A 26,446-nucleotide genomic window follows, 5' to 3' on the forward strand; every position below is an offset into this window, starting at 1 on the left:
AGAAGCGGCGCTAGAGCATTTCCGTTTTTCTTCGAATCACGGAAATGCTCTACTTCCTTGTTTTTTTCGCAATTCCCGGCAAAAGCGCTTCGCGCTTTGCCTGGCAAATCGCGGCACACTTTTGCTGGAATTGCTCTAGTCTTCAGACGACGACGAAATCGGTGAGGCGCCAGGCGGTGGCGGAAGCATCGTAATCGACGACGGCAAGGCCTGCCGTCGGGAAGCCGCCGGGAAGGGCGCTTACCATCGCCTCGTGACCGATCAGCGCCTCCAGCGCCTGCTCCATGGTCGGATTGTGGCCGACCAGCATGACGGCCGCCTCATCCTGCGCATCGATGATCTCGAGATAGGTATCGACCGTGGCGTTATAGAGCGCGTCGACATAACGAACCTCGAGCGTAAGGCCCGTCGCCCGGTACACCGCATCAGCGGTATCGCGGCAGCGCAGCGCCGTAGAACTGATCAGAAGATCGGGACGGTAGCCCTTGTCGGCGGCCTTATCGGCGATGATCTCGGCATCGCCAACGCCCTTTTCGTTGAGCGGCCGGTCAAAATCGCGCTGTCCGGGTTCGGCCCAGGCGGCCTCGGCGTGACGCAGGAGATAGATGCGGTTGGGCGGAGGCAGGGGTACGGTCATGGGCAAATCCAAGATCCAGCGGGCCTTTTCAGTAGCGGTTGCAATCGGCCGGCGTCAACCGTCAGCGCTGCTCCAGCTGCCCAAAACGCGGCTGACAACACGGCGTTTTGAAGGCGAAGCAAAAAACGCAAGCCGGAATAATGATGAGAAAATAGTCTGTTAGCCGAAAACTGTGACAGATTTAAAAATCTGTTTACCTGTCGTATTTGGCTTGAATCGCGACTAGCGCTTGGGATATACACCCCGCCAGATGAGATGTTCTTCAGGAGAATCGCGTTGAGTGAGAAGATCGATCTTAGCAATTACGTTCCCTCGGAAGAGGAAGAGTTCATGAACGTAAACCAGCGTGCCTATTTCAGGTCCAAGCTGGTTGCATGGAGAAATGATATCCTTAGAGAAGCGCGCGAGACACTCGACCATCTGGCCGAGGAAAGCGCAAACCATCCTGATCTCGCTGACCGAGCGTCGTCGGAAACAGACCGGGCGATCGAACTTCGCGCCCGTGATCGGCAGAGAAAGCTGATTTCCAAGATCGATGCGGCACTGCAGCGCATCGAAGACGGCACCTACGGCTATTGCGAGGAAACCGGCGAACCGATCGGCCTCAAGCGTCTTGACGCCCGCCCGATCGCGACATTGTCGATCGAGGCGCAGGAGCGTCACGAACGCCGCGAAAAGGTCTATCGCGACGAATGAGAGTTTTCATGCAGGCATGAGAGCGAAATAGGCGCCGCGATCCGATCGCGGCGCCTTTTACAATTACGGTGAACTTCCGGTCGCTACAGACCTCCACCATTGCTCCCGGCCGGTCTCGGCGGCGAGGTCGACTGCAACCCTGGTGCCGTTCTTGATCCGCCGCCGCAAAACGTCGGCTCGATTCGAATCCGTCCGCAGCATGCCACCATCATGAAGAGCCTGTAGCCGGGTGCGTGAAACTTGCAACTCAGACGCCAGCAGGCGGTCGAGGCGCGTGCTGGATGGAAACGGGACCATCAGTTCGATTTCCAGTCTCGTCCAATTGGCAATGTCCTGCTGCATCTCTTTTGCGATTTCAAATTCGGCAAACTCGTCGACACGCTGCGACTTGCGCCTGAGAGCCTCGAGGTTGAACGCTTCTGCCCGGATCCAATCCGGATCGTTGGACTGCAACGCCTCGAGGACTGCGGGATCGATGTCGCGAACATTCCGACGCTCGAAGATCGGACGGTTCCACGTCTTTTCGCAGGTCGAGCATTTGTAGATAAGCCAGGCATCGAGCTTGCGGCCATTGGCGTTGAGCCGGATCTTGTCGCTGCATCGGAACGCTCTGAAGCCTCCGCAGCCGCTGCATACAATCCAGGGCTGGGGCGCTGTTTTCGGCAGAATGGTCCATCGGACCCGTAGGGTATTGCACATATCGTGTTGGTCTTCCGTTCGGAAGTCCACCAGGATGATGCGTGAGAAAGCCCTTGCGGGCGCGGTGTGGCGATGTTCTGGGCGGCGGAAGAGCTGAGACAGCGGAGCTGCACATGGCACATGTCGACAATGCCAAACCGGTCTCTTGCCACCACCCGATGAACATGTTCATACGCCGTCAGCGTGTCGCTGTCCGGCAGTACGGGTGAAACTGGAGTGAGACCGGTATTTACTTAGGCAAAATATGACCTCGATGCGCCAACGCTCTTCAACCGGAGCGATAACAAATTATCGGCACAAGATGGAGTCCCCTGGCGCATCGGGAACTGAAAGTCGCCGCATTGCGGCTTTTATGCAACTTGGTGATGAAGGAAGGTCGGACGTGCGTTTCCGCTCACTTGTCGTGCCCCGGTCACTTGTCGCGCCCGATCACTTGTCGCGCCCGATCACTTGTCGCGGTTGACGCTCATCTCGCCGAAGATGCGGGCGACTTCCTTTTGCAGGTCGGTATCGGCGCCGGTGATCGGGGCCATTTCCGGATCGCGGCGCGGCAGGTTTCCGGGTTGCGGCGCTCCGGGCCGAGGCGCCTGGTTTGCCGGCGCCGGCACGATGCGTTCGGCCGTCAGATTGTTCGACATTTCCTGTTCCAGCACCCGCTGGAAATCAAGACGGCTCGCTGCCGCCGACTGCGCAGCCGAATCGTCTTCGGCGCTAGCCGCTGCGACGCGTGCGGCTGCCGGCATGTCCTTGACAGGCGGGGCGGAGACCTCGGGTTCGATGCGCTGCTGTGGCAGCACGCGCTGGCGGGCGGCATCGAGGATCTCGGCGGCACTTGAGGTATCGTGGAACGGTGCGGGCTGCGCGGCAGGGGGAACGACGGGACGCTCCAGCGGGCGCGGCTGGGGCGGTTGGGGCGGGACGGCGCGCAGAGGATTGTCCCGTTCGGCCGACAGCGGAGCAGTCACCGGCTCTGCTGGAAGAGGGCTCGTGACCACCGGGGGTGCCACGGCAGGCTGAACTGGCGGTTGGGCCGGCGGTTCTGGGCGCGGGCGCGGCTCCGGCGAAACCGGCGCGGAGAAAGAGGGCTCGGCGGCCGGCTCAACACGGGCTGCGACCGGCGGGCGCGGTGGCGAGACCGGCGGAGTTTCAGGCCGCGCGACGGATATCGGACGCTGCTCGACGGGCTGCGGGTGGACGGCGCTGTCCGGCTGTTCGGCCGCCGCGGGCAGGATGCGGCTTTCGATGACGATATCGCTCGGGCCGCCGATCATGATCAGGTGCTCGACGTCGTCGCGGCGCACCAGCACCAGCCGGCGACGGGCATCGACGGCTGCGGCATCCAGCACCTGCAGGCGGGGCTGGCGGTTGCGGCCGCCGCGCACGAAGGGCGAGGGCGCCCGGCTGCGGATCACCCAGAGCACGATGATGAGCAGGAGAAGCGCCAGACCGACGCCACCGGCCGCAAGCAGGAAACGGCTGCCATAAGCTCCGACAACATCATCCAACATAGTCACCTACTCCATTTCGCATTCGGCACATATTGACGACTTTTCCGTTCCTTAGGCAAGGGCCGCCGGTGCTGTCCAGTCACGGGAGAACGCGATTTCGTGTTCCGCTGCTTGGCACCCGGCGACCTTGCGCACGGGTGGCAGCGTTGGGCTTCTGGGGCAGATGGCGCTGTTGCCTGTGAATTCAAGCAGTCTTGCCGGCCAGCGGTGTTTTTGCCGACGCGGCAAATTGCTAAGAAGGAAAGAGTGCCTGATTCCTGCTTCGTGTTCGTGCTACGAAGCAGGAGGGCTTATGTGAGGAATACATGACGAAACCGCGTCAGGCCGACGACTATAACGCACCGCTTGTGGATCGTGGGGGGCGTTCTGGCACGGTCTTGCGTATTCTTCTGCTGGCGCTCGTGCTGATCGCAGCTGCCGGCGCCTTCGTCTTCTTCAAAAAGTCGCTCGACAACGAGGTGGTGCTTGGCGGTCTCGGCGTGCTCGCCATGGTCGGCATCTTCTTCCTGGTGTCTTCGGTCATCGGCTTTATCGAGGTGATGCCGCAGCACCAGTCCGACAGCCTGGCGCGCGCCTTCCTCAACAGCCATCCCGACGGTACGCTGATCACCGACGAAAAAGGCCGGATCATCTATGCCAATGCCGCCTATGGCGCGCTGACCGGCGCACGTAAGGCGACCGAGGTGCAGACGCTGGAAACGCTGCTGTCGCGCCATCGCGAGTCCAACGAGGCGCTCTACAGGCTGGTCAACGGCCTGCGCGAGGGCAAGGAAGGCCGGGAGGAATTTCGCCTGCTGCGCGCCGTCGGGCCTGGCAGCAACAGCTCCGGCGCGCATTGGTACCGGCTGAAGGCGCGGCTGCTGCAGCCGGAGGAAAACGGCGGCAAGCCGCTGCAGATCTGGCAGATCACCGACATCACCACGGAGCGCGACGACCAGGAGCGCTTCTTCAAGGAATTGCAGAACGCGATCGATTATCTCGACCATGCGCCGGCCGGCTTCTTTTCCGCCGGCAGGAAGGGCGAGATCTTCTACCTGAATGCGACGCTTGCCGAATGGCTGGGCCTCGACCTCACCAAGTTCGTGCCGGGCTCGATGACCATCGGCGATGTCGTGGCGGGCGAGGGACTGGCGCTGATCCAGTCGGTGCAGGCCGAACCGGGCCTGAAGAAGACCGTGACGCTCGATCTCGACCTGCGCAAGAGCAACGGCCAGAGCCTGCCGGTGCAGATCGTCCACAGCGTCACCTCGATGCGCGACGGCGCACCCGGTGAAAGCCGGACGATCGTGCTGGCGCGTGAAAAGAGCGATGCCGGCGGCCAGTCCGCTTCGGCCGCCGCCATGCGCTTCACGCGCTTCTTCAACAATACGCCGATGGCGATCGCCTCGGTCGACGGCAACGGGCGCATCCTGCGAACCAACGCGCCGTTCCTGAAGATGTTCTCCGGCGTCGTCTCGCGCGACGATCTCGAAAAGGCGCCGCATCTTGAAACCATCGTGCAGGAGAGCGACCGGCCACAGCTGGCCGCGGCGCTGGCGGCGGCCAAGGACCGGCAGGGCGACATCGCGCCGCTCGACACCCGGACGCCGACCGACGAGGCGCGCTATTTCCGCTTCTATGTCAATGCCGTCATCGACCAGAGCGACGAGGCGCCAGAGGAGGCGGCGATCGTCTATGCCGTCGAGGTGACCGAGCAGAAGGCGCTGGAAGCGCAGATGGCGCAGACGCAGAAGATGAATGCTGTGGGAACGCTCGCCGGCGGCATCGCGCATGATTTCAACAACGTGCTGACGGCGATCCTGCTTTCCTCCGACCACCTGCTGCTGCAGGCGCGGCCGGCCGATGCCAGCTTCGCCGACCTGATAGAGATCAAGCGCAACGCCAACCGCGCCGCCGTGCTGGTGCGCCAGCTGCTCGCCTTCTCGCGCAAGCAGACGATGCGGCCCTCGGTGCTGAACCTTACCGATGTCGTCGGCGACCTGCGCATGCTGGTCGACCGGCTGCTTTCCGGCACCAATGTCAAGCTCGACGTGCAATATGGCCGCGACCTCTGGCCTGTCAAAACGGACCTTTCGCAGTTCGAGCAGGTGCTGATCAATCTCTGCGTCAATGCGCGCGACGCGATGCCCGAGGGTGGCACGCTGACGCTGCGCACCCGCAATCTGACCGCCGCTGAGGTCTCGGCCTTCAATTACTCCTACATGCCGGCTGAGGACATGGTGCTTGTCGAAGTCGCCGATAACGGCACCGGCATCGCGCCCGAGATCATGGACAAGATCTTCGAGCCGTTCTTCACCACCAAGGATGTCGGCAAGGGCACGGGGCTTGGCCTTGCCATGGTCTACGGCATCGTCAAACAGTCGGGCGGCTATATCCAGCCGGAATCCGAAGTCGGCAAGGGCACGACCTTCCGCGTCTTCCTGCCGCGCCATATTCCGGAGCCGGCGGTGGCCGCCGAAGCAGGCTCGATCGATGGCGCCATCGCCGGGGCCGAAGTGGTGCCGCTGCCGGTATCGCCGCAGCAGCCGGAGGACCTGACGGGATCGGCCGTCATTCTTCTCGTCGAGGACGAGGAGGCAGTGCGTCGCGGCGGCAAGCGCATGCTGGAAACGCGCGGCTACACCGTCCACGAGGCGGGCTCGGGCGTCGAGGCGCTGGCCATCTTGGAAGAACTCGACGGCAAGGTCGATATCGTCGTTTCCGACGTCGTGATGCCCGAAATGGACGGCCCGACGCTGCTGCGCGAGCTGCGCAAGACCTATCCCGACATGAAGTTCATCTTCGTCTCGGGCTACGCCGAAGATGCCTTTGCCCGCAACCTGCCGCCGGAGGCGAAATTCGGCTTCCTGCCGAAGCCGTTCTCGCTGAAGCAGCTTGCTGTTGTAGTGAAGGAGACGTTGGACGGGTGAGGGTATGGGTCAGAGAGGTCGTGCCGATCCAGCCCCCCTCTGCACTGCCGGGCATCTCCCCCACAAGGAGGGACATCGGCTGGGCGCGCCGGCTTCCCCAAACAATGAGCGTCCAGCACGGCGAAACGGTCGATGGGCAGGAAGTTCAAGCCACTTGTGATCTCCCCACCTGTTGGGGGAGATGCCCGGCGTGCAGAGGGGGGGCTGGATCGGCACCACCTATCTAACAAGGCGATGTCGGCCTAACCATCAACCTTCACTCACCCAGCGCCACCGCGATCTCAGCCGCAAGCCGCGCGTTGTTTTCGACCAGCGCAATATTCGTCTTCAGGCTCTGGCCATCCGTCAGGTCGAAGATGGTCGACAGCAGATAGGGTGTAACCGCCTTGCCGGTGACTTCGTCGCGTTCGGCGCTGTCGAGCGCCCGCTCGATGTAGATTTCCATCTCCTCGCGCGCGATCTCGTCGGCCTCGGGCACGGGGTTGGCGACGAGCATGCCGCCGTCGACGCCGAGTTGTTCGCGCACCGTCTGGAAATTGGCGATGGCGGCCGGGCTGTTCAGCGATAGCGGGCTGCGGATGCCCGAGGAGCGCGACCAGAAGGCGGGGAATTCCTCGCTCTCATAGGTGACGACAGGCACGCCGCGGGTTTCCAGCACTTCCAGCGTCTTCGGAATGTCGAGGATCGCCTTGGCGCCGGCGCAGACGACGATGACGCCGGTACGCGCGAGTTCCTCGAGATCGGCTGATATATCGAAGCTTTCCTCGGCGCCGCGGTGCACGCCGCCGATGCCGCCTGTGGCAAAGACGCGGATGCCGGCGCGCGCCGCCGCGATCATCGTGGCCGCGACCGTGGTGGCGCCGGTGCGGCGTTCGGCGATGGCGAAGGCGAGATCGGCGCGCGACACCTTCATGACTTCGGTCGCCTTGGCGAGTTGCTCCAGTTCGGCAGCTTCAAGGCCGATATGCAGCGTGCCGTGAATGACGGCGATCGTTGCCGGCACCGCACCCTGTTCGCGGATGATCGCCTCGACGCTGCGGGCCATCTCGATATTGCCGGGATAGGGCATGCCGTGGGTGATGATCGTCGATTCCAGCGCCACCAGCGGCGCGCCGCGCTGCTTGGCGCTCGCGACTTCCTTCGAATAGGCGATCGGCAGAAGAGGGGAGATGGGCTTGGTCATGGTCTTGTCCTGTGATCGACAGAGCTTGATGCCGAAGTGCGAGCGGCTTTCGGACGACATCATGCTCAAACTATTTAATCAGCCGCTTCAATGCAGAATTCTGACCTTGGGAACAAGGGCAAGTGCCTCATTCAGCAGATCGGGCGTCAGATTTTCGTTGACGGCGTGCCGCGACTGCACAGTCAGTATGGCGGCTGCGGTGCCGTAGCGAACGGCTTCTTCGAGCGGCAGGCCTGATATCAATGCGGCGAGCGTGCCGGCCGCAAGAGAATCGCCGGCACCCGTGACATCGGCGACGGTGTCGGCGATCGGCGGCTGCAGTGTCACGGCGCGGCGACCCTCGCACAGCGCGACGAGCTCGCGCCGGCCGCGAGTGATGACGGCGTTCCTGATACCGATCTCGTTCAGCAAAGGCGGCCAGCCGGCGGCGTCTTCCGGCCGCTCACCGGCAAGGGCGGCGGCTTCAGCCTCATTCAGGAACAGATAGTCGATATCGCCGATGCAGGGTTTCAGCCTGACGACCTTGGCCGGCGAGATGGCGATTGCCGCAACGGGCTTGCCTAGCGAATGCGCCTTTGCGACGATCGCCGCGATCGTCTCTTCCGGCAGGTTGGCGTCGAAGAGGATGAAATCATGCGCGGCGAAAGCCTCTCGCACCCAGCGGATGGAGAGACGCCGCGGCACGAAGAAGCGGTAAAGATCCATGTCGGCGAGGGCGATCACCAGGTTGCCGTCCTTCTCGATGATCGCCGTGTAGCTCGGCGTCTTGCGGTCGAGGAAGACGAAGGGCCGGTCGTCGATGCCGGCGAAATCGGCAGCTTCTCCGACCGTCTCGCCCATCGGATCGCCGCCGCGCGGCGAGATCATCGTCACCTGAAAACCGAGCCTTGCCAGGTTGCGCGCCGCATTGAAGCCACCACCGCCCGGCTCCTCGAACCAGGTGCCGGGATTGCTGGCGCCAGGCGCCGTCTCGCCCGAGATGCGGCCGCGCCGGTCGATATGGGCGCCGCCGAGAACAAGAATCTTTTTCTTCATCCGATCCGCTCTCCCGATGCCCGAAGGACGAATCGATACGGTGCGCCCTGCCGCTGCCGAGTCGGCACTTTTGGCCTAAGCCGTTGCTTTTCATTGATAAAACAAATGCAGAACACGTGTCGTTTTACCTTTTTCTTTCAACTGTTTGATCGCCTATTGCGAAAATGGAACAAATAGGGTACAAACTCGACATTGCTTGAGCGGCTTCAATAACCTAAAGGTGGATCGGATGTCTCAGAATTCATTGCGGCTGGTAGAGGACAAATCGGTGGACAAAAGCAAGGCGCTTGAAGCGGCACTCTCACAGATAGAGCGGTCGTTCGGCAAGGGCTCGATCATGAAACTCGGCTCCAACGAGAATGTTGTCGAGATCGAGACGATCTCGACCGGCTCGCTTGGTCTCGATATTGCACTCGGCGTTGGTGGCCTGCCGAGGGGCCGCATCATCGAAATCTACGGGCCGGAAAGCTCCGGTAAGACGACGCTTGCACTGCAGACGATTGCCGAAGCGCAGAAGAAGGGCGGCATCTGCGCCTTCGTCGATGCCGAACATGCGCTCGATCCCGTCTATGCCCGCAAGCTTGGCGTCGACCTGCAGAACCTTCTGATCTCGCAGCCCGATACCGGCGAGCAGGCGCTTGAAATCACCGATACGCTGGTGCGCTCCGGCGCCGTCGACGTTCTCGTCGTCGACTCGGTCGCGGCACTGACGCCGCGCGCCGAAATCGAAGGCGAGATGGGCGACAGCCTTCCCGGCCTGCAGGCGCGACTGATGAGCCAGGCGCTTCGCAAGCTCACCGCTTCGATCTCGAAGTCGAACACCATGGTGATCTTCATCAACCAGATCCGCATGAAGATCGGCGTCATGTTCGGCTCGCCGGAAACGACGACGGGCGGCAATGCGCTGAAATTCTACGCCTCCGTGCGCCTCGACATCCGCCGCATCGGCGCGGTCAAGGAGCGCGAAGAGGTGATCGGCAACCAGACCCGCGTCAAGGTCGTCAAGAACAAGATGGCGCCGCCCTTCAAGCAGGTCGAGTTCGACATCATGTATGGCGAGGGTGTTTCCAAGACCGGCGAACTGGTCGATCTCGGCGTCAAGGCCGGCATCGTCGAGAAGTCGGGTGCCTGGTTCTCCTATAACAGCCAGCGTCTCGGCCAGGGCCGCGAAAACGCCAAGACCTTCCTGCGCGACAATCCGGATCTCGCCCGCGAGATCGAACTGTCGCTGCGCCAGAATGCCGGCCTGATCGCCGACCGCTTCCTGCAGAATGGCGGACCGGACCCCGATGACGGCGATGGCGATGCCACTGCGGAAATGTAATTTTCGCGCCTAAACTCATCGGACAGTTCGAACCGGCCGCATTCCTGATGAGAATGCGGCCGGTTTTGTTTGTCTGCTGGACAGCGGCGGGGGTGAACGTTAAAAGCCGATGAATTTAAATTACCTGCCTCCGGCAGCATTGAAGGGCATAGCATGAGCGGTGTGAACGATATCCGGTCGACCTTCCTCGACTATTTCAAGAAGAACGGCCATGAGATCGTTCCGTCGAGCCCGCTCGTGCCGCGCAACGACCCGACGCTGATGTTCACCAATGCCGGCATGGTGCAGTTCAAGAACGTCTTCACCGGCCTCGAAAAGCGTCCCTATTCGACGGCGACGTCTTCGCAGAAATGCGTGCGAGCCGGCGGCAAGCACAACGACCTCGACAATGTTGGTTATACTGCACGCCACCTGACCTTTTTCGAGATGCTCGGCAACTTCTCCTTCGGCGACTATTTCAAGGAGAATGCGATCGAGCTTGCCTGGAAGCTCGTCACCGAAGGCTTCGACCTTCCGAAGAACCGCCTGCTGGTGACCGTCTATTCCGAGGACGAAGAAGCTGCGACGCTATGGAAGAAGATCGCCGGCTTTTCCGACGACAAGATCATCCGCATCCCGACCTCCGACAATTTTTGGCAGATGGGCGATACCGGCCCCTGCGGCCCATGCTCGGAAATCTTCATCGACCAGGGTGAGAATGTCTGGGGCGGCCCTCCGGGCTCACCGGAGGAAGATGGCGACCGGTTCCTGGAATTCTGGAACCTCGTCTTTATGCAGTTCGAGCAGACCGAGCCTGGCGTTCGCAACCCGCTGCCCCGCCCGTCGATCGATACCGGCATGGGGCTGGAGCGCATGGCCTGCATTCTGCAGGGCGTTCAGAGCGTGTTCGACACCGATCTCTTCCGCACACTGATCGGCACCATCGAGGACACGATGGGCGTCAAGGCGGAAGGCAGCGCCAGCCACCGCGTCATCGCCGACCATCTGCGCTCCTCGGCCTTCCTGATCGCCGACGGCGTGCTTCCGTCGAATGAGGGCCGCGGTTATGTGCTGCGCCGCATCATGCGCCGCGCCATGCGCCATGCACAGCTGCTCGGCGCCAAGGAACCGCTGGTCTACAAGCTGCTGCCGACGCTGGTGCAGCAGATGGGCCGCGCCTATCCGGAACTGGTGCGCGCCGAGGCGCTGATCTCGGAAACGTTGAAGCTGGAGGAAAACCGTTTCCGCAAGACGCTGGAACGCGGCCTGTCGCTTCTCTCGGACGCGACGACGGATCTTTCCAAGGGCGATATGCTGGATGGTGAGACTGCCTTCAAGCTCTACGACACCTACGGCTTCCCGCTCGATCTGACGCAGGATGCACTGCGTGCCCGTGAGATCGGCGTCGACATCTCCGGCTTCACCGATGCGATGCAGCGCCAGAAGGCCGAAGCGCGCTCGCACTGGGCCGGTTCCGGCGAGAAGGCGACGGAAACCGTCTGGTTCGAGCTTAGGGAAAAACACGGCGCCACCGAATTCCTCGGCTACGATACCGAGACGGCCGAGGGTGTCGTGCAGGCAATCGTCAAGGACGGCGCTGTCGCTGCCGAGGCGTCGGCCGGTGACAAGGTGCAGATCGTCGTCAGCCAGACGCCGTTCTACGGCGAATCCGGCGGCCAGATGGGCGATACCGGCGTGATCTCGTCCGACCACGGCAAGATCGAGATTTCAGATACGCAGAAGAGGGGCGAAGGCCTGTTCGTGCATCAGGGTACTGTCGTCGACGGCGTGTTCAAGGACGGCGATGCGGTCGTGCTGACGGTCGATCATGCCCGCCGTTCGCGGCTGCGCGCCAACCATTCTGCGACCCACCTGCTACATGAGGCGCTGCGCGAAGTGCTCGGCACCCATGTTGCCCAGAAGGGCTCGCTGGTCGCGCCCGAGCGCCTGCGCTTCGACGTTTCGCATCCGAAGCCGATGTCGGCCGAGGAGCTGAAGATCGTCGAGGATATGGCAAACGAGATCGTGCTGCAGAATTCGCCGGTTACAACGCGGCTGATGAGCGTCGACGATGCGATCGCTGAAGGCGCGATGGCGCTGTTCGGTGAAAAGTACGGCGATGAAGTCCGCGTCGTGGCGATGGGAGAGGGCGTGCGCGGCGCCAAGGCCGGCAAGCCCTATTCGATCGAACTCTGCGGCGGCACGCATGTCGGGGCCACCGGCCAGATCGGCCTGATCCGCGTTCTCGGCGAAAGTGCCGTCGGCGCCGGCGTTCGCCGTATCGAGGCCGTCACCGGCGAATCGGCGCGGGAATATCTGGCCGAACAGGACGAACGCGTGAAGACGCTTGCCGCCTCGCTGAAGGTGCAGCCGGGCGAAGTGCTGTCGCGTGTCGAAGCGCTGATGGACGAGCGCCGCAAGCTCGAAAAGGAATTGGCTGACGCCAAGCGCAAACTTGCCATGGGCGGCGGGCAGGGCGGCTCGGTCGATGCCGTGCGCGAAGTTGCCGGCGTCAAGTTCCTCGGCAAGGCGATTTCGGGCGTCGATCCCAAGGATTTGAAGGGACTTGCCGATGACGGCAAGACCAGCATCGGGTCGGGCGTCGTTGCCCTCGTCGGCGTGTCCGACGACGGCAAGGCAAGTGCTGTCGTGGCGGTGACACCGGACCTCGTGCAGCGCTACAGCGCGGTCGATCTCGTCCGCATCGCATCTGCCGCCCTCGGCGGCAAGGGCGGCGGCGGCCGCCCCGATATGGCGCAGGCCGGCGGCCCCGACGGATCGAAGGCCGACGAGGCGATCGAGGCTGTTGCCGTAGCGCTCGCCGGCTGAACTGCCGGCTGACAACAGTTTGAAATTCAAACCGGCTGCGAGATCATGGATTTCGCAGCCGGTTTTGTTTTCAGCGGCCGTGGTCACTCGATGTTCAGTTTCGCGGCTGCACCGCCAGGCGGCAGGCGAGCCCGGTGAAGACTGTTGCCAGGATGTATTGCGGCAACTTCGGGAAACGGCTCGCCGATTGGAGTCTCGAACGGATCGTGCTTCCGAGGAAAATCACGGCGCCATTCACGACGAGGCCGATGCCGTTCAGGATGCTTGCAAGTATCAGCATCTGCATCGTCAGCGACCCGGCTGACGCATTCACGAATTGCGGAAAGAGCGCCATGACGAAGAGCGCCATCTTCGGATTGAGCAGATTGGTGGCAAGGCCCGCAAAGAAGATACGCCGGCCCGACAGTCGCTTCAGCGTCGATGCCGGCTGAAAGGCGGCGCCTTCCGAGCGGACCGTCTTGTAGGCGAGATAGAGAAGATAGCAACAGCCGGCCCAGCGCACCGTCTCATAGGCGGCCGGCACGGTCATGAAGAGCTGCGACAGCCCAAAGGCTGCGGCAAGGGCGTGGCAATAGGTGCCGAGCGCGATGCCGGCGTAGGTCAGGAAGCCGGCAGCGCGTCCCTGGCTGATGCTGCGGGAGGCGATCAACAGCATGTCGGGACCGGGCGTGGCTGTCAGCACCAGCGCCGCGGCGGCAAAGAGTATTAATGTTGAAAAATCCGGCATCTATCATTCCTCTTGGGTTCGAGCCGGAATTCCGGTTTACGCAGGATTCGCCGGAGGGGCAAGTCAGCAGGATTTGTCAAATCGGACTATGGTTCTCTGCGGTCGATCGATTTGCACGAGGTTCCGACATGAATGGCGAAACGGCATGGGCACTTTATGAAAACCGTCTGAGACGGGTTTCGGCCTATATTCACGACCACCTCGACGAGGAGCTGGATATGGGGCGCCTTGCCGAGATCGCCTGCATGTCGAGCTATCACTGGCACAGGATCTACCGGGCGATTTACGGCGAGACGCTGGCGGCCACCGTCAAGCGGCTCAGGCTGCATCGTGCGGCGGGCGAGATCGTCCGCACGGAGCTTGCCGTCAGCGAAATTGCGAAGCGATCAGGCTATCCCAATCTCCAATCCTTCAATCGTATCTTCAAGTCGGTCTACGGCATGCCGCCGGCCCGCTATCGCAGAGAGGGAAGCCACACAGCCTTCGAACCCTCACCTAACGGAAAGACCAAAGTCATGTTAGACGTTACCATACGTGAGATCGGGCCTATCGAGTTGATCGGCGTTGCCCATACCGGCTCCTACATGCAGATCGACAAGGCCTTCGAGACGCTGTTCGGCACGCTTTATGCCCGCGGCCTCGCCAAGCCCGACATGCGGATGATCGGCGTCTATCTCGACGATCCCGATCTTGTGCCGGAGGAAAAGCTGCGCTCGATAGCCTGCGTCACCGGCGCTGCCGAAGTGCCGGCCGCGACACCCTTCGAGCGGCGCACGATCGACGGCGGCGATTATGCGGTGCTGCGCCACAAGGGTCCCTATGCCGACATGTCCAAGTCCTATCAATGGCTCTTTGCCGAATGGCTGCCGAAATCCGGCCGGCAGTTGAAGGACAGGGTCATGTTCGAGGAATATCTCAACAATCCGCGCGAGGTGTCGCCGACCGAGCTTCTGACGGATATTCACATGCCGCTTGTCTAAAGTCGTCGATCGGGGGCGCGGCGGATCTGCCGCGTCCTGGAATTTTCAAGCGGCCTGCATGGTCTTGATGGCTTCGTCATCAAGGGCGTTCGCCCGTTTGTAGGCCTCACGCTGGCTGATGCGGACGACATAATCGAGGAAGGCCTGGCGTCTTTCGATGCCGCCGAATCCGATGCCCCAGCCGATATGGGAGCCGACATAGACGTCGGCGGCGGTGAAACGCTCGCCGGTGATGTAGGTCGAAGCGGAGACGGCTTTCTCGAGTGTGTCCATGACGTCGCCGAAACTGCCGCAGCCGGCCATGCGCAGGCGTTCCTTCGGAATTTCGAAGCCGAGAGCCTTCATCGTCACCGCCGATTCGAGCGGGCCGGCGGCAAAGAACATCCAGCGGTAATAGCGGGCGCGCTCCTCCGGCCTCGGCGCCAGCGCCTTTTCGGGGAAGGTCTCGGCCAGATAGGCGCAGATCGCCGCGCATTCGGTGACGATGGTGTCGCCGTGGCGGATTGCCGGCACCTTGCCCATCGGATTGACCGTGAGATATTCCGGTGCCTTCATGGTTTCGCCGAAGGTCAGGAGCTCGGTGCGGTAAGGCTGGCCGATCTCCTCCAGCATCCAGCGCGCGATGCGGCCGCGCGACATCGGGTTCGTATAGAATACCAATTCTTCGGTCATGACGTCCTCCTCGTGTTGCCGTTATTTGGTCCCACGGAATCAATAGCGCAGCGATGGCCGCCTGCAAGTCCCGGCCGTTAGAGCGCCTTGCGATATTGGATGAAGCCGGAGCGCTCGGCGATCCTGTCATAGAGCCGGCGGGCCGTTGCGTTGGTCTCGTGGGTCATCCAGTAGAGCCTGCCTGCGCCGTTGGCGCGGGCGAGGTCGGCGACGGCCTCGATCAAAGCTGCACCGGTACCCAGCCCGCGCTGGCTGTTGTCGACATAGAGATCCTGCAGGTAGCAGGTCCATTGCGGCAGCCAGCAGGAACGGTGAAAGATGGCATGGACGATGCCGACAAGATGGCCGTCTTCGTCGAATGCGCCGAGCGCATGCATCGGTTCGTCAGGATCGTGGAAGCGAGCCCAGGTGAGATCTGTGGTTTCTGGCGGGATGACCACTTCGTAGAAGCGCTGATAGGCCTCCCACAAGGGTTCCCAAGCGGCGCGGTCCGAGGATTCGAGCGGTCGCAGGATGGCCGTCATCGGTTCATTCTCCCAAAATGAAAACGGCGGGGAAATCCCCGCCGCTTCGATGTTATCTTGGAAAGATAGGCTTACGCCATGGCCTTCTGCAGGTTCTGGTCGATCTTGTCGAGGAAGGCAGTGGTCGAGAGCCACGGCTGGTCGGGGCCGATCAGCAGCGCCAGGTCCTTGGTCATGAAACCGGATTCGACGGTGTCGACGCAGACCTTTTCGAGCGTTGCGGCGAAGCGGGCGAGCTCGGCATTGTCGTCGAGCTTGGCGCGGTGCGCCAGGCCGCGGGTCCAGGCGAAGATCGAGGCGATCGAGTTGGTCGAGGTTTCCTGGCCCTTCTGGTGCTGGCGGTAGTGGCGGGTGACCGTGCCGTGAGCGGCTTCGGCTTCGACCGTCTTGCCGTCGGGCGTGAGCAGAACCGAGGTCATCAGGCCGAGAGAGCCGAAGCCCTGGGCAACAGTGTCGGACTGGACGTCGCCGTCATAGTTCTTGCAGGCCCAGATATAACCGCCCGACCACTTGAGCGCCGAGGCGACCATGTCGTCGATCAGGCGGTGTTCGTAGGTGATGCCGGCTTCCTTGAACTGATCCTTGAATTCGGTCTCGTAGACTTCTTCGAAGATGTCCTTGAAGCGGCCGTCATAAGCCTTGAGGATCGTGTTCTTGGTCGACAGATAGACCGGCCACTTGCGCATCAGACCGTACATCATCGAGGCGCGGGCGAATTCGCGGATCGACTCGTCGAGATTGTACATGGCCATGGCAACGCCGGCACCCGGTGCGTTGAAGACTTCCCTCTCGATGACTGTGCCGTCCTCGCCGACGAACTTGATCGTCAGCTTGCCCTTGCCGGGGAACTTGAAATCGGTGGCGCGGTACTGGTCGCCGAAGGCGTGGCGGCCGACGACGATCGGCTTGGTCCAGCCGGGAACGAGGCGCGGCACGTTCTTGCAGATGATCGGTTCGCGGAAGATGACGCCGCCGAGGATGTTGCGAATCGTGCCGTTCGGGCTCTTCCACATTTCCTTGAGGTTGAATTCCTTGACGCGGGCCTCATCCGGCGTGATCGTCGCGCACTTGATGCCGACGCCGTACTTCTTGATGGCGTTGGCGGCATCGACGGTGACCTGGTCGTTGGTGGCGTCGCGGTTTTCGACCGAGAGGTCGAAATAGTCGATGTCGAGGTCGAGATACGGATGGATCAGCTTATCCTTGATGAGCTGCCAGATGATGCGCGTCATTTCATCGCCGTCGAGATCGGCGACGGGATTGGCGACCTTGATCTTGTTCATGTATCTGCCTCGTTCGAGCTTCAATGGGGACCGGCGTCCCGGGTGGGTGATGTGATGAGGAGCGCTATAGCATTGTGATCAGGGAACGCAAAGCTGCAAGGGGCTCGACAATGCGTTTTTGCCGCCATTGCCAAGCGCCGGAAATTGGCTAGTGTCCGCCTCGATCTGCCGCCCCTGGACATTCGACCATGAAGACATTCGCCGTTGTTATCGTAAGCCTTATCGCCTTTTCCGGCATCGGCCATGCCGCCGACATTACCGCTCCCGTGAGGGAGATCATGGAGGCGACCAGGAGCAACTGGGCCGACAACAACAGCGACTGGACCGACATCTTCGATGCGAGCCGGCTCGATCATCTCTACAGCCGCGATTTCGTCGCGAGATACCAGGCGGCGGCACAGTTTCCGGCCGTCGACGACGACGGCATTTCGCCCTTCGACTACGACGTCATCGTCAACGGCCAGGATGCCTGCCCGCTGGAGGATCTGACGATGGCGGCAGCGCCTGTGGTCGACGGCGTGGCTGAGGTGACAGTGCGCTTCCGAAAGTCCGCCTGCTCGGATGCGCCCGATGCCAAGGACTATACGACCGTTCATTTCCTGGTGGTCGATGAAGGCGGCAAGCCCGTCATCGACGATATCGTCACCGAGAATATCGAAACGCAGGCGCGCGATTCCCTGAAGGCGACGATGGCGCTGATTGCCAAGGGCCAATAGGCGCGCGACATTCGAGAGCATCGGGATTCGATCGTGATCTTGTTCTCTGGCGGTTTGATTTCCGCTCGTGCGGCGGTATCTGTCGATCTGGGCAGCATGAGGGGCTCTTGCACTTGTTTTCCGGTTTTCAGTTCCGCGACTGGCTGCTTGCCAACGATCCGGCGCTTTCGCGCCTGCGGATGGCTTCGCGGGTGACGCTGACGATCGTCCTCTCCTTCACCATCCTGTTCGCCATCCAGATGTTCATCGTGCCGTTGCCGACGGCGGCCTTCGGCCTCGGCATCGTGCTGTCGATCGAGGGCGGGGTGGCAGTGCGCGACAAGGGCAATTCGCGCCAGTTGGTGACGCGGCTTTTCGGCTGTGTCGCGAGCATTGCCGTCGTCGGCATCGCCGCGGGGCTGGAGGACCGCCGTTTTCTCTCCGATATCGTCTTCCTGACGGTGATCGCGCTGGCATCCGCCGGGCGGGTGTTCGGGCCGCGCGGTTTTGCAATCGGCATGTTCGCCTTCACTTCCTATTTCATGGGCGCTTATTTCCAGCCTTCGCTTGCCGAGCTGCCTTATGTGGCGGCCGGCCCCGTCGTCGCAGTGCTGGTCGGCCATGTGGTGAGGGCGGTGCTTCTGCCGGATGATTGGCGGCGCGACCTGCTGCGCTCGCTCGAAAGCGTGCGCGGCCGGATCAACCAGATCCTCTTCAAGCTCGCCACCCTTGCCGGCGGCGCCGAGATCAGCGAAGCCGACCGGCAGGAACTGCGCCAGCTGGAAGACCGGCTGAAGGAAGTGGTGCTGATGGCCGAAACCTTCATTCCACGCCCGGCCGGCGGGGTTTTCGATGCTGCCGCCGATCCCGCCGCAGAGCTGGCGATCCGGCTCTTCGATGCGCATCTTGCCGCCGAGAGTGCGATCGTGCTGAGCTTCCAGAGCCCGCCGCCCTTCGCGCTCGTCCATGCGGTGATCGAGGCGGATGCAACCCAACTTGCACCCTATAGTGCCATGGCTGAAGCCATCAAGGACGAGCCTCAGGGCGAAACCGTGCGGGCGCTTCTCTGGCTCGGCGAGGCGCGGCAGCAGCTGACGCAGGCGATCGGCGAGGGGCGGGCCTCCGGCTTTGCCGGCATCGATGCCGTCAAGGACACTGCGCAGCCTGAAAGGATCGACTTTTCTTTTGCCAATCCGCTGCTGCGCTCGGCACTGCAGATCACGCTCGCCTCGGCGCTCGCCATGGGCTTCGGCCTGCTTCTGTCGCGCGACCGCTGGTTCTGGGCGGTGCTTGCCGCCTTCCTGGTCTTCACCAACACCAATTCGCGCGGCGACACGGCGATGAAGGCGCTGTCGCGCTCGCTCGGCACCGTATTCGGGATTGCCATCGGCCTCCTGCTGGCGACGCTGATTTCGGGGCAGCTGGCAATCGCCATTCCGGTTGCGGCTATCTGCATCTTCCTCGCTTTCTATTTCCTGCAGGTCTCCTACGCGACGATGACCTTTTTCATCTCGATCGTGCTCTGCCTGGTCTACGGCATGACCGGGGTGCTGACGCTCGATCTCCTGCAGCTGCGCATCGGGGAGACCTTGATCGGCGCGGTGGTCGGAACGGCGGTCGCCTTCCTGGTCTTTCCGGCACGCACGCGCGGCGCGCTGGATGCGGCACTCGCGCGCTGGTTTCAGGCGCTGGACGAGTTGTTGAGCGCGATCGGCGAAGGCAAGAGCGGTTTTGCGCTGATTACGCTGTCGCAGAAGATCGATGCCTGCTACCGCGACGTGACGGTGGCCGCCAAGCCGCTCGGCTCCTCCTGGTCGGTGGTGACGCGGCCGGGCCAGATCCGCCAGACGCTGGCGATCTTCCTCTCCTGCACCTACTGGGCGCGCATCCTGGCGAAGAGCTACGCAGCGCCGGCCGAGGCCGACGACCTGAAAAAGGTGATCGTGGCGGATCTGGCGCTGTCGAAGGATGCGGCTGCGCAGGGCTCGACCTGCTTCTTCATCGAGCGCAAGACATCGCGGACGACAGGGCGGCACCTGCCGCTGTCGCGCGAGGGCGCCAGACTCGGGCTCGAAATGATCGGTTCGGCACTAGAAAGGCTCTATCCGCAGGCTGATGTCTTGCCGTTTGCGCCGGGCGAGGTTATTGCGCGCTCGAAACAGGGATAGAACGATGGCAGGCACGAACAGCGAGCGTCAACTTCTGGCCGAAGGGCCGGCCATCATTCTGGTCGAGCCGCAGATGGGCGAGAATATCGGCATGGTGGCGCGGGCCATGGCGAATTTCGGCCTTGCTGAACTGCGCCTCGTCAATCCGCGCGACGGCTGGCCGAACGAGAAAGCCCTGGCGACCGCCTCCAAGGCCGATCACGTCATCGAGGCGACCAAGGTCTACGACACGCTGGAACAGGCGGTCGCCGATCTTAATTTCGTTTATGCGACGACGGCGCGCGAGCGCGACGGCTACAAACCGGTGCGTTCGCCGGTCATTGCCGCCGAGACGCTCCGGGCGAGGTTTCGTGCCGGCGAGGGAACCGGAATCCTCTTCGGGCGCGAGCGCTGGGGGCTGACCAACGAGGAGGTGGCGCTTGCAGACGAGATCGTCACTTTCCCTGTCAATCCGGCCTTTGCTTCGCTGAACATCGCCCAGGCGGTGCTGCTGATGTCCTATGAGTGGATGAAATCAGGCATGGAGGATCTCGGCGCGGTGCCCTTCCAGGCAATGGGGCAGACGCCCTCGACCAAGGACCAGCTGTTCGGCCTGTTCGACCAGCTGGAGGAGGCGCTCGATGCGCGTGGTTATTTCCACCCTGCCGGGAAAAAGCCAAAAATGGTCGACAATCTCCGTGCCGTACTCTCCCGCCGGGCCTTCACGGAGCAGGAAATCAGCGTGCTGCGCGGCGTCATCTCCTCCCTCGACCGCTTCTCGCGCAAGAGCCCGCGCGGCGGCCGGTTCCCGACAGCGGCCAAGGAAACACCGCCCGATGACAGCGCCGACGCATGAGCTGAAACCCGTCCTCGTCTTCGATTCCGGCATCGGCGGGCTGACCGTGCTGCGCGAGGTGCGCGTGCTGATGCCGGAACGCGGCTTCATCTATGTGGCCGACGATGCCGGCTTTCCCTATGGCGGCTGGGAGGAACAGGCGCTGAAGGAGCGGGTGATCGGGCTTTTCGGCCGGCTGCTCGAGGAGCACGATCCCGAAGTCTGCATCATCGCCTGCAACACCGCCTTCACGCTTGTTGGTGCCGATCTCCGCGCCGCCTTTCCTCAGATGACCTTCGTCGGCACCGTGCCGGCGATCAAACCGGCGGCGGAGCGCACGCGCTCCGGCCTGGTCTCGGTGCTCGCGACGCCGGCCACGGTCAAGCGCGCCTATACGCGCGATCTCATCCAGTCCTTTGCGCAGCAATGTCATGTGCGGCTCGTCGGCTCGGAAAACTTGGCGCGCATGGCGGAGGCCTATATCCGGGGCGACGCGGTTTCCGATGAGGCGGTGCTGACCGAGATCGACCAATGTTTCGTCGAGAAGGAAGGCCGCAAGACCGATATCGTCGTGCTCGCCTGCACGCATTATCCCTTCATGGCCAATCTATTCCGCAGACTGGCGCCTTGGCCGGTGGACTGGCTGGATCCGGCAGAAGCCATTGCCCGGCGGGCGCGCACACTCGTTCCGCAGATCGCCGATGCCGTTCACCCCGATAATTTCGACTTTGCGGTTTTTACATCCGGCAATCCCGACTTTGCGACGCGCCGGCTGATGCAGGGTTTCGGTCTCAGCATGCGATAAGGCACTGCGCGCTTTATTTCACCGATGTCATCGCGCAACATCTCTGTGGGGAATCGCGGGCGGGTGTTTGCCGCTCGATACATAAAGGGATGCGCCGTGCCGCTGCAAAGACTTGTCATGCTGATCTTCTTTCTGCAGCCGATAGCCTTTGGCGCCTGGTTGCCGCGCATTCCTGATATCCAGGCGAAGCTTGAACTCGGCACCGCCGATCTCGCCGTCGCACTTCTGGGATTGCCGATCGGCACGCTGATCACTCTGCCGTTTGCCGGCCGCCTCGTCTCGCGCATCGGCGGGCGCATGGCGATCATCTATGGTTTCATCTTCTTTCTTGCCGTGGTTTCGCTTCCAGCCTTCGCCCCCAGCGTCATGCTTCTATTCTTCGCCTTGATTGTCGTTGGGGTTGCGCTTTCGACGGTGGAACTCGGCATGAATGTCGAGGCCGATGTGACGGAGAAGGCGACGGGGCTGATCATCATGAGCCGCTGCCACGGCTTCTGGAGTTTCGGTATCATGGCCGGCAGCCTGATCGGCGTTGGTGCCATAGCCCTCGGGCTTTCGCCGCACTGGTCGATCCTGATCACGGCGATCGTTATCCTGCCGGCTGCGCTGATTGCCAGCCTGCGCCTGCCGAAATTGCCGGAAAGTCACCATGCGGAGAATTCGCAGGCAATGACCGGCTTCAAGCTGCCCAGTCTTGCTCTGCTCGGGATTTGCGCCTTCGTCTTCGGCGTGACGATGACCGAAGGTGCGATCGCCGATTGGTCGGCGGTCTACCTCCGCGATGTCATGAATGCAGAAGGCGCACAAACCGGCCTCGGTTATTCGGTTTTCGCTTTCATGGTTGCGGCGGGGCGCTTCAGCGGTGATTACATGAAAGGCCGTTTCGGCGCGGTTGCCATTGCCCGTGGCTGCGGCATCGCCTCGCTTGCCGGTATGCTCGTCGTTCTCCTTGCACCGGCGACGCCGCTTGCGCTACTCGGCTTTGCCGCAGTCGGTGTCGGCGTCTCGGTCGGGTTTCCGCTTGCGGTGACGGCCGTCGCTTCGCTGACTGATCGCCCGCCCGCTTCAAGCGTTGCGACGCTTTCCTTCGCAGCCCTGACCGGTTTTCTCATCGGGCCGCCGATCATCGGCTTTCTCGGTGAACTCCTGGGCTTGCGCGCGGGGCTTGCGGTCTTGCTGGCGCCGCTTTTCGTCAGCCTGCTCTGCACACGTTTGCTGATTCCGACGCAGAAGGACATGGCGGGCGACCTCGTCGAGCGCGAGGCGGTGTGAAGCCTTATTTCCCTGGAGCGCCGTGCGTCCATTTGGACGCACGGCGCTCCATCTTCTTGAATCGACGCATCAGGCTTTCCGAAAATCGATTCCGATTTTCGGGCCGATGCTGTAGGGCTGGCTTTCCTGTGGGTTCTTAAAGGTTTGACGACAACGGTGCCTGCGAATCTGCTAGAGCATGATGCCGAAAAGTGTGCGCGGTTTCGGACGACATCATGCTCTATTTCTTTGATGTAGATCAGGAAACAGATTTTAGGCCGATCGGGCCTAAAATCATCCTGATCTAGAGACGGGCCGGGAATTTGTAAGGGGAATTGGACGTGCAGGTTGGCATCGATATGGGATTGGCGTCCGGCAGCCCGGCGACGCTCGATATCGAGGAGCTGCTGGCGACCCGTCTGCTCGTGCAGGGCAATTCCGGATCGGGCAAGTCGCATCTGCTGCGCCGCCTGCTCGAACAGTCGGCGCAATGGGTGCAGCAGGTCATCATCGATCCCGAGGGTGATTTCGTCACGCTTAGCGACAGGTTCGGCCATGTCGTGGTCGACGGTGAGCGGACCGAGGCGGAGCTTGCCGGCATCGCCAACCGCATTCGTCAGCATCGCGTTTCCTGCGTGCTGACGCTCGAAGGCCTCGATCTCGAAGACCAGATGCGCGCCGCCGCCGCCTTCCTCAACGGCATGTTCGATGCCGATCGCGAATACTGGTATCCGGTTCTCGTCGTGGTCGACGAGGCGCAGATGTTTGCGCCGTCGGTCGGCGGCGATGTCTCGGAAGATGCGCGCAAGATGTCGCTCGGCGCGATGACCAATCTGATGTGCCGCGGCCGTAAACGCGGTCTTGCCGGCGTGATCGCGACGCAGCGGCTTGCCAAGCTCGCAAAGAACGTCGCCGCCGAGGCCTCGAACTTCCTGATGGGCCGCACCTTTCTCGATATCGACATGGCGCGCGCTGCCGACCTGCTCGGCATGGACCGGCGCCAGGCCGAGATGTTCCGCGACCTGAAGCGCGGCAATTTCGTCGCTCTCGGACCGGCGCTTTCGCGCCGGCCGCTGCCGATACAGATCGGCGCGGTGGAGACCTCGGCGCGCTCTTCCAGCCCGAAGCTGATGCCGCTGCCGGATGCGCCTCAGGATGTCGAGGATCTGATCTTCACGCCCGATCCGGAGGAATTCCAGCGCCCGCTGGTGCGTCGCGCCCCGCCGGCGCCGCGGCCGACGACCGATATTCTGGCCGAACTCTCGCGCTCGACGCCGGCGGCATCGGCGGTACCTGCCGAGTCGAGAGCGAGCCAGGTGGAAGTCTCCGCCGAGGAGCGGGAGGAGCGCCTTGTCGGCGTGCTTGCCGAAATCCTCGACGATCCCACCTCCGCCTTCCGTACCGATTCGGTGCTCTACCAGGATTTTCTGGTAAGGCTGCGCATGCGCCGGGTGCCGGGACCGCCGATCGCGCTGCCGGATTTCCGCCGGCGCGTGGCGATCTCGCGTTCCGGCGTCGATGCGGCAACAGCCGCGACCGATGCCTGGGCGACGGCGCTGTCGCTGTCATCAGGTGTCACCGACGACCTGCAGGGCGTCTTCCTGATGCTCGCCAAGGCCGCCGTCTGCGGTGAGCCGTGCCCGTCGGACGCCCGCATCGCCCGCGCCTATGGCACCCATTCCGCCCGCCGCGCGCGGCGCCTGCTTGGCTATTTCGAGGAGCAGGGCATCATCGTCGTGCACGCCGATTTTTCCGGCAAACGTATCGTCGCTTTCCCTGATATGGACTGCCAGACGGCGCCGGGCGACGCCAACGCGCCCGATACCGGCGATCAACCGCTGGCGGCGGAATAGTGGCGCTTTCCAGGTTTGCCGCTGTTGACATTTTCATGACGGGCCTCTAAAGACCGCCGCAAGCACCGGGCAGCAATGCCCGGTGTTTCATTTGACATGTCCCGTGGATCGTTCCTGTTCGCTAACCGGAACATCCTGTCAGGTCTTGGAAGAGACCAGAGGAGGGCGTGTTTCCTTCGTGCGGTTTGGCAACAAACCGTCATAAACCTTTGAAAGGAAATACGATGAGCAAGCGCGAATCGTCCAAGTACAAAATTGACCGCCGTATGGGCGAAAACATCTGGGGTCGTCCGAAGTCCCCGGTGAACCGCCGCGAATACGGCCCGGGCCAGCACGGCCAGCGCCGCAAGGGCAAGCTTTCGGACTTCGGCGTGCAGCTGCGCGCCAAGCAGAAGCTCAAGGGCTACTACGGTGACCTGCGCGAAAAGCAGTTCCGCGCGATCTTCGCCGAAGCCGACCGCCGCAAGGGCGACACCTCCGAAAACCTGATCGGCCTGCTGGAGTCGCGCCTCGACGCAATCGTCTATCGCGCCAAGTTCGTTCCGACGGTCTTTGCTGCCCGTCAGTTCGTCAACCATGGCCACGTCTCGGTCAACGGCGTGCGCGTCAACATCGGTTCCTACCGTTGCAAGGCCGGCGACGTCATCGAAGTTCGCGAAAAGTCGAAGCAGCTGGTGATCGTTCTGGAAGCCGTCAGCCTCGCCGAGCGCGACGTTCCCGACTATATCGAAGTCGATCACAACAAGATGGTCGCAACCTTCGGCCGCGTTCCGACGCTCAGCGACGTTCCGTTCCCGGTCGTCATGGAACCGCATCTGGTCGTCGAATTCTATTCGCGTTAATGCATTCGTCTCGCAGTCGAAACCGATTGCGAGACAACAGCATGCGTCGATATACGGAAAGCCGCTCTTTCGAGCGGCTTTTTTGCGATCTGGAGAGAAGTGATGGCAGATTTGCAGGCGACCCTCGATAGCATCTATGCCGATATCCAGCCGCGGATCGGCGAGGGCAAGGTCGCGGACTATATTCCCGAGCTCGCCAAGGTCGACCCGAAGCAGTTCGGCATGGCGATCGTCACCGTCGACGGCAAAGTCTATCGCGTCGGCGATGCAGACATCGCCTTCTCGATACAGAGCATATCGAAGGTCTTCATGCTGACGCTGGCGCTCGGCAAGGTCGGCGAGGGGTTGTGGAAGCGCGTCGGGCGCGAACCTTCCGGATCGGCTTTCAACTCGATCGTCCAGCTCGAGCACGAGAGCGGCATTCCCCGCAACCCCTTCATCAATGCCGGCGCGATCGCCGTCAGCGACGTCGTCATGGCCGGCCATGCGCCGCGCGAGGCAATCGGCGAGCTGCTGCGCTTCGTGCGTTATCTCGCCGATGACGAGTCGATCACCATCGACGACAAGGTGGCGCGCTCGGAAACGCAGACCGGATACCGCAATTTCGCGCTTGCCAACTTCATGCGCGCCTACCGCAATCTCGACCATCCGGTCGACCACGTGCTCGGCGTCTATTTCCATCAATGCGCGCTGTCGATGAGCTGCGAGCAGCTCGCCCGCGCCGGGCTGTTCCTGGCGGCGCGCGGCAGCAATCCGACGACCGGCCATTCGGTGGTCTCGCCGAAGCGGGCGCGTCGCATCAATGCGCTGATGCTGACCTGCGGCCATTACGACGGCTCGGGTGACTTCGCCTATCATGTCGGCCTGCCCGGCAAGAGCGGCGTCGGCGGCGGCATCTTCGCGGTGGCGCCGGGCATCGCCTCGATCGCGGTGTGGTCGCCGGGGCTGAACAAGGTCGGCAATTCACAGCTCGGCGCTGCGGCATTGGAGATGCTTGCGGCGCGCACCGGCTGGTCGGTTTTCGGCGATTGAC

At 62.4% G+C, this 26,446-nt stretch carries 23 protein-coding genes; 14 read left to right on the forward strand and 9 right to left on the reverse strand.

The annotated features are described in order from the left end of the window. Positions 1–142: 142 nt before the first annotated feature. The gene (locus OLZ32_RS01975) at positions 143–637 is read right to left on the reverse strand and encodes a SixA phosphatase family protein (protein WP_264395412.1); all 495 of its coding nucleotides are present in this window, start codon (positions 635–637) and stop codon (positions 143–145) included. Here OLZ32_RS01975 and OLZ32_RS01980 point away from each other — a divergent pair. Continuing rightward, a complete protein-coding gene (locus tag OLZ32_RS01980) occupies positions 636–800 on the forward strand; it encodes a hypothetical protein (RefSeq protein ID WP_157223157.1) in 165 nt (54 codons plus the stop codon). The two genes, OLZ32_RS01975 and OLZ32_RS01980, sit on opposite strands and share 2 nt — an antisense overlap. Before the next feature lie 113 nt (positions 801–913). Further along, the gene (gene dksA / locus OLZ32_RS01985; RefSeq protein ID WP_003540142.1) at positions 914–1,333 is read left to right on the forward strand and encodes an RNA polymerase-binding protein DksA; all 420 of its coding nucleotides are present in this window, start codon (positions 914–916) and stop codon (positions 1,331–1,333) included. A gap of 63 nt (positions 1,334–1,396) precedes the next feature. Here the strand turns inward: dksA and OLZ32_RS01990 are convergent, their stop codons facing one another. Both OLZ32_RS01990 and OLZ32_RS01995 read right to left on the reverse strand, forming a co-directional pair. Continuing rightward, positions 1,397–2,032 carry a DUF1062 domain-containing protein gene (locus OLZ32_RS01990; protein ID WP_264395762.1) on the reverse strand — a complete coding sequence of 212 codons (636 nt, stop codon included), beginning with the start codon at positions 2,030–2,032 and terminating at the stop codon, positions 1,397–1,399. Positions 2,033–2,478: 446 nt separating this feature from the next. Then, positions 2,479–3,546, reverse strand: coding sequence for a flagellar biosynthetic protein FliO (locus OLZ32_RS01995; protein WP_264395413.1), 1,068 nt, complete (start codon positions 3,544–3,546; stop codon positions 2,479–2,481). A 299-nt stretch (positions 3,547–3,845) separates the two neighbouring features. Here OLZ32_RS01995 and cckA point away from each other — a divergent pair, with 299 nt between their 5' ends. After that, positions 3,846–6,449, forward strand: coding sequence for a cell cycle histidine kinase CckA (gene cckA, locus OLZ32_RS02000; RefSeq protein WP_003540136.1), 2,604 nt, complete (start codon positions 3,846–3,848; stop codon positions 6,447–6,449). A gap of 256 nt (positions 6,450–6,705) precedes the next feature. On the opposite strand, the gene OLZ32_RS02005 is transcribed toward cckA, so the two are convergent. Both OLZ32_RS02005 and OLZ32_RS02010 read right to left on the reverse strand, forming a co-directional pair. Continuing rightward, a complete protein-coding gene (locus tag OLZ32_RS02005) occupies positions 6,706–7,632 on the reverse strand; it encodes a pseudouridine-5'-phosphate glycosidase (RefSeq protein ID WP_012757660.1) in 927 nt (308 codons plus the stop codon). A gap of 87 nt (positions 7,633–7,719) precedes the next feature. Then, positions 7,720–8,667, reverse strand: coding sequence for a carbohydrate kinase family protein (locus tag OLZ32_RS02010; protein WP_017988486.1), 948 nt, complete (start codon positions 8,665–8,667; stop codon positions 7,720–7,722). A 229-nt stretch (positions 8,668–8,896) separates the two neighbouring features. Between OLZ32_RS02010 and recA the strand changes: the two genes are divergently transcribed. After that, entirely contained in the window at positions 8,897–9,991 is a 1,095-nt protein-coding gene (gene recA / locus OLZ32_RS02015; RefSeq protein ID WP_003540131.1) for a recombinase RecA, read from the forward strand. Positions 9,992–10,144: 153 nt separating this feature from the next. Next, positions 10,145–12,799: an alanine--tRNA ligase gene (gene alaS / locus OLZ32_RS02020; protein WP_164045818.1), complete on the forward strand. Its 2,655-nt coding sequence runs from the start codon at positions 10,145–10,147 to the stop codon at positions 12,797–12,799. A 94-nt stretch (positions 12,800–12,893) separates the two neighbouring features. Here alaS and OLZ32_RS02025 read toward each other — a convergent pair whose 3' ends face one another. Beyond that, complete coding sequence (locus tag OLZ32_RS02025; protein ID WP_264395414.1) at positions 12,894–13,526, reverse strand: LysE family translocator; 633 nt, start codon at positions 13,524–13,526, stop codon at positions 12,894–12,896. Between the two features lie 128 nt (positions 13,527–13,654). On the opposite strand from OLZ32_RS02025, the gene OLZ32_RS02030 reads away from it, so the two are divergent. Next, the gene (locus OLZ32_RS02030) at positions 13,655–14,506 is read left to right on the forward strand and encodes an AraC family transcriptional regulator (RefSeq protein ID WP_264395415.1); all 852 of its coding nucleotides are present in this window, start codon (positions 13,655–13,657) and stop codon (positions 14,504–14,506) included. Positions 14,507–14,551: 45 nt separating this feature from the next. Here the strand turns inward: OLZ32_RS02030 and OLZ32_RS02035 are convergent, their stop codons facing one another. From OLZ32_RS02035 to OLZ32_RS02045, 3 genes are all read right to left on the reverse strand, one after another. Beyond that, positions 14,552–15,178, reverse strand: a complete 627-nt coding sequence (locus OLZ32_RS02035) for a glutathione S-transferase family protein (protein WP_264395416.1) — start codon at positions 15,176–15,178, stop codon at positions 14,552–14,554. Between the two features lie 77 nt (positions 15,179–15,255). Next, the gene (locus OLZ32_RS02040; protein ID WP_003540123.1) at positions 15,256–15,702 is read right to left on the reverse strand and encodes a GNAT family N-acetyltransferase; all 447 of its coding nucleotides are present in this window, start codon (positions 15,700–15,702) and stop codon (positions 15,256–15,258) included. Between the two features lie 71 nt (positions 15,703–15,773). Next, complete coding sequence (locus tag OLZ32_RS02045; RefSeq protein WP_264395417.1) at positions 15,774–16,985, reverse strand: NADP-dependent isocitrate dehydrogenase; 1,212 nt, start codon at positions 16,983–16,985, stop codon at positions 15,774–15,776. A gap of 188 nt (positions 16,986–17,173) precedes the next feature. On the opposite strand from OLZ32_RS02045, the gene OLZ32_RS02050 reads away from it, so the two are divergent. The 8 genes from OLZ32_RS02050 to OLZ32_RS02085 all read left to right on the forward strand — a co-directional run bounded on the left by OLZ32_RS02050 (position 17,174) and on the right by OLZ32_RS02085 (position 26,445). Continuing rightward, positions 17,174–17,701: a hypothetical protein gene (locus OLZ32_RS02050; protein ID WP_264395418.1), complete on the forward strand. Its 528-nt coding sequence runs from the start codon at positions 17,174–17,176 to the stop codon at positions 17,699–17,701. 107 nt (positions 17,702–17,808) lie between these two features. Next, complete coding sequence (locus OLZ32_RS02055; protein WP_264395419.1) at positions 17,809–19,848, forward strand: FUSC family protein; 2,040 nt, start codon at positions 17,809–17,811, stop codon at positions 19,846–19,848. Positions 19,849–19,852: 4 nt separating this feature from the next. Next, on the forward strand, positions 19,853–20,683 hold the full coding sequence (locus OLZ32_RS02060) for an RNA methyltransferase (RefSeq protein WP_012757650.1): 831 nt from the start codon (positions 19,853–19,855) through the stop codon (positions 20,681–20,683). Next, a complete protein-coding gene (gene murI, locus OLZ32_RS02065) occupies positions 20,664–21,467 on the forward strand; it encodes a glutamate racemase (protein ID WP_264395420.1) in 804 nt (267 codons plus the stop codon). Before OLZ32_RS02060 ends, murI begins: the two co-directional genes overlap by 20 nt. 24 nt (positions 21,468–21,491) lie before the next feature. Further along, positions 21,492–22,739: an MFS transporter gene (locus OLZ32_RS02070; RefSeq protein WP_171815686.1), complete on the forward strand. Its 1,248-nt coding sequence runs from the start codon at positions 21,492–21,494 to the stop codon at positions 22,737–22,739. 320 nt (positions 22,740–23,059) lie between these two features. Further along, complete coding sequence (locus OLZ32_RS02075; RefSeq protein ID WP_264419532.1) at positions 23,060–24,571, forward strand: ATP-binding protein; 1,512 nt, start codon at positions 23,060–23,062, stop codon at positions 24,569–24,571. A 224-nt stretch (positions 24,572–24,795) separates the two neighbouring features. Then, positions 24,796–25,413, forward strand: coding sequence for a 30S ribosomal protein S4 (gene rpsD, locus OLZ32_RS02080; protein ID WP_003540107.1), 618 nt, complete (start codon positions 24,796–24,798; stop codon positions 25,411–25,413). A 102-nt stretch (positions 25,414–25,515) separates the two neighbouring features. Further along, positions 25,516–26,445: a glutaminase gene (locus OLZ32_RS02085; protein ID WP_003540105.1), complete on the forward strand. Its 930-nt coding sequence runs from the start codon at positions 25,516–25,518 to the stop codon at positions 26,443–26,445. Position 26,446 lies beyond the last annotated feature (1 nt).

Origin of the sequence: Rhizobium acaciae (assembly GCF_025941625.1) — a bacterium.
Lineage (GTDB): Bacteria > Pseudomonadota > Alphaproteobacteria > Rhizobiales > Rhizobiaceae > Rhizobium > Rhizobium acaciae.

Coding starts and splice junctions, on each gene's coding strand:
- cckA (WP_003540136.1), top strand. CDS start 3,846: ATGACGAAACCGCGTCAGGCCGACGACTATAACGCACCGCTTGTGGAT.
- OLZ32_RS02045 (WP_264395417.1), bottom strand. CDS start 16,985: ATGAACAAGATCAAGGTCGCCAATCCCGTCGCCGATCTCGACGGCGAT.
- recA (WP_003540131.1), top strand. CDS start 8,897: ATGTCTCAGAATTCATTGCGGCTGGTAGAGGACAAATCGGTGGACAAA.
- alaS (WP_164045818.1), top strand. CDS start 10,145: ATGAGCGGTGTGAACGATATCCGGTCGACCTTCCTCGACTATTTCAAG.
- rpsD (WP_003540107.1), top strand. CDS start 24,796: ATGAGCAAGCGCGAATCGTCCAAGTACAAAATTGACCGCCGTATGGGC.
- murI (WP_264395420.1), top strand. CDS start 20,664: ATGACAGCGCCGACGCATGAGCTGAAACCCGTCCTCGTCTTCGATTCC.
- OLZ32_RS02025 (WP_264395414.1), bottom strand. CDS start 13,526: ATGCCGGATTTTTCAACATTAATACTCTTTGCCGCCGCGGCGCTGGTG.
- OLZ32_RS01980 (WP_157223157.1), top strand. CDS start 636: ATGGGCAAATCCAAGATCCAGCGGGCCTTTTCAGTAGCGGTTGCAATC.
- OLZ32_RS01975 (WP_264395412.1), bottom strand. CDS start 637: ATGACCGTACCCCTGCCTCCGCCCAACCGCATCTATCTCCTGCGTCAC.
- OLZ32_RS02050 (WP_264395418.1), top strand. CDS start 17,174: ATGAAGACATTCGCCGTTGTTATCGTAAGCCTTATCGCCTTTTCCGGC.
- OLZ32_RS02030 (WP_264395415.1), top strand. CDS start 13,655: ATGAATGGCGAAACGGCATGGGCACTTTATGAAAACCGTCTGAGACGG.
- OLZ32_RS02070 (WP_171815686.1), top strand. CDS start 21,492: ATGTCATCGCGCAACATCTCTGTGGGGAATCGCGGGCGGGTGTTTGCC.
- OLZ32_RS02035 (WP_264395416.1), bottom strand. CDS start 15,178: ATGACCGAAGAATTGGTATTCTATACGAACCCGATGTCGCGCGGCCGC.
- OLZ32_RS02040 (WP_003540123.1), bottom strand. CDS start 15,702: ATGACGGCCATCCTGCGACCGCTCGAATCCTCGGACCGCGCCGCTTGG.
- OLZ32_RS01990 (WP_264395762.1), bottom strand. CDS start 2,032: ATGTGCAATACCCTACGGGTCCGATGGACCATTCTGCCGAAAACAGCG.
- OLZ32_RS02005 (WP_012757660.1), bottom strand. CDS start 7,632: ATGACCAAGCCCATCTCCCCTCTTCTGCCGATCGCCTATTCGAAGGAA.
- OLZ32_RS02085 (WP_003540105.1), top strand. CDS start 25,516: ATGGCAGATTTGCAGGCGACCCTCGATAGCATCTATGCCGATATCCAG.
- OLZ32_RS02010 (WP_017988486.1), bottom strand. CDS start 8,667: ATGAAGAAAAAGATTCTTGTTCTCGGCGGCGCCCATATCGACCGGCGC.
- OLZ32_RS02060 (WP_012757650.1), top strand. CDS start 19,853: ATGGCAGGCACGAACAGCGAGCGTCAACTTCTGGCCGAAGGGCCGGCC.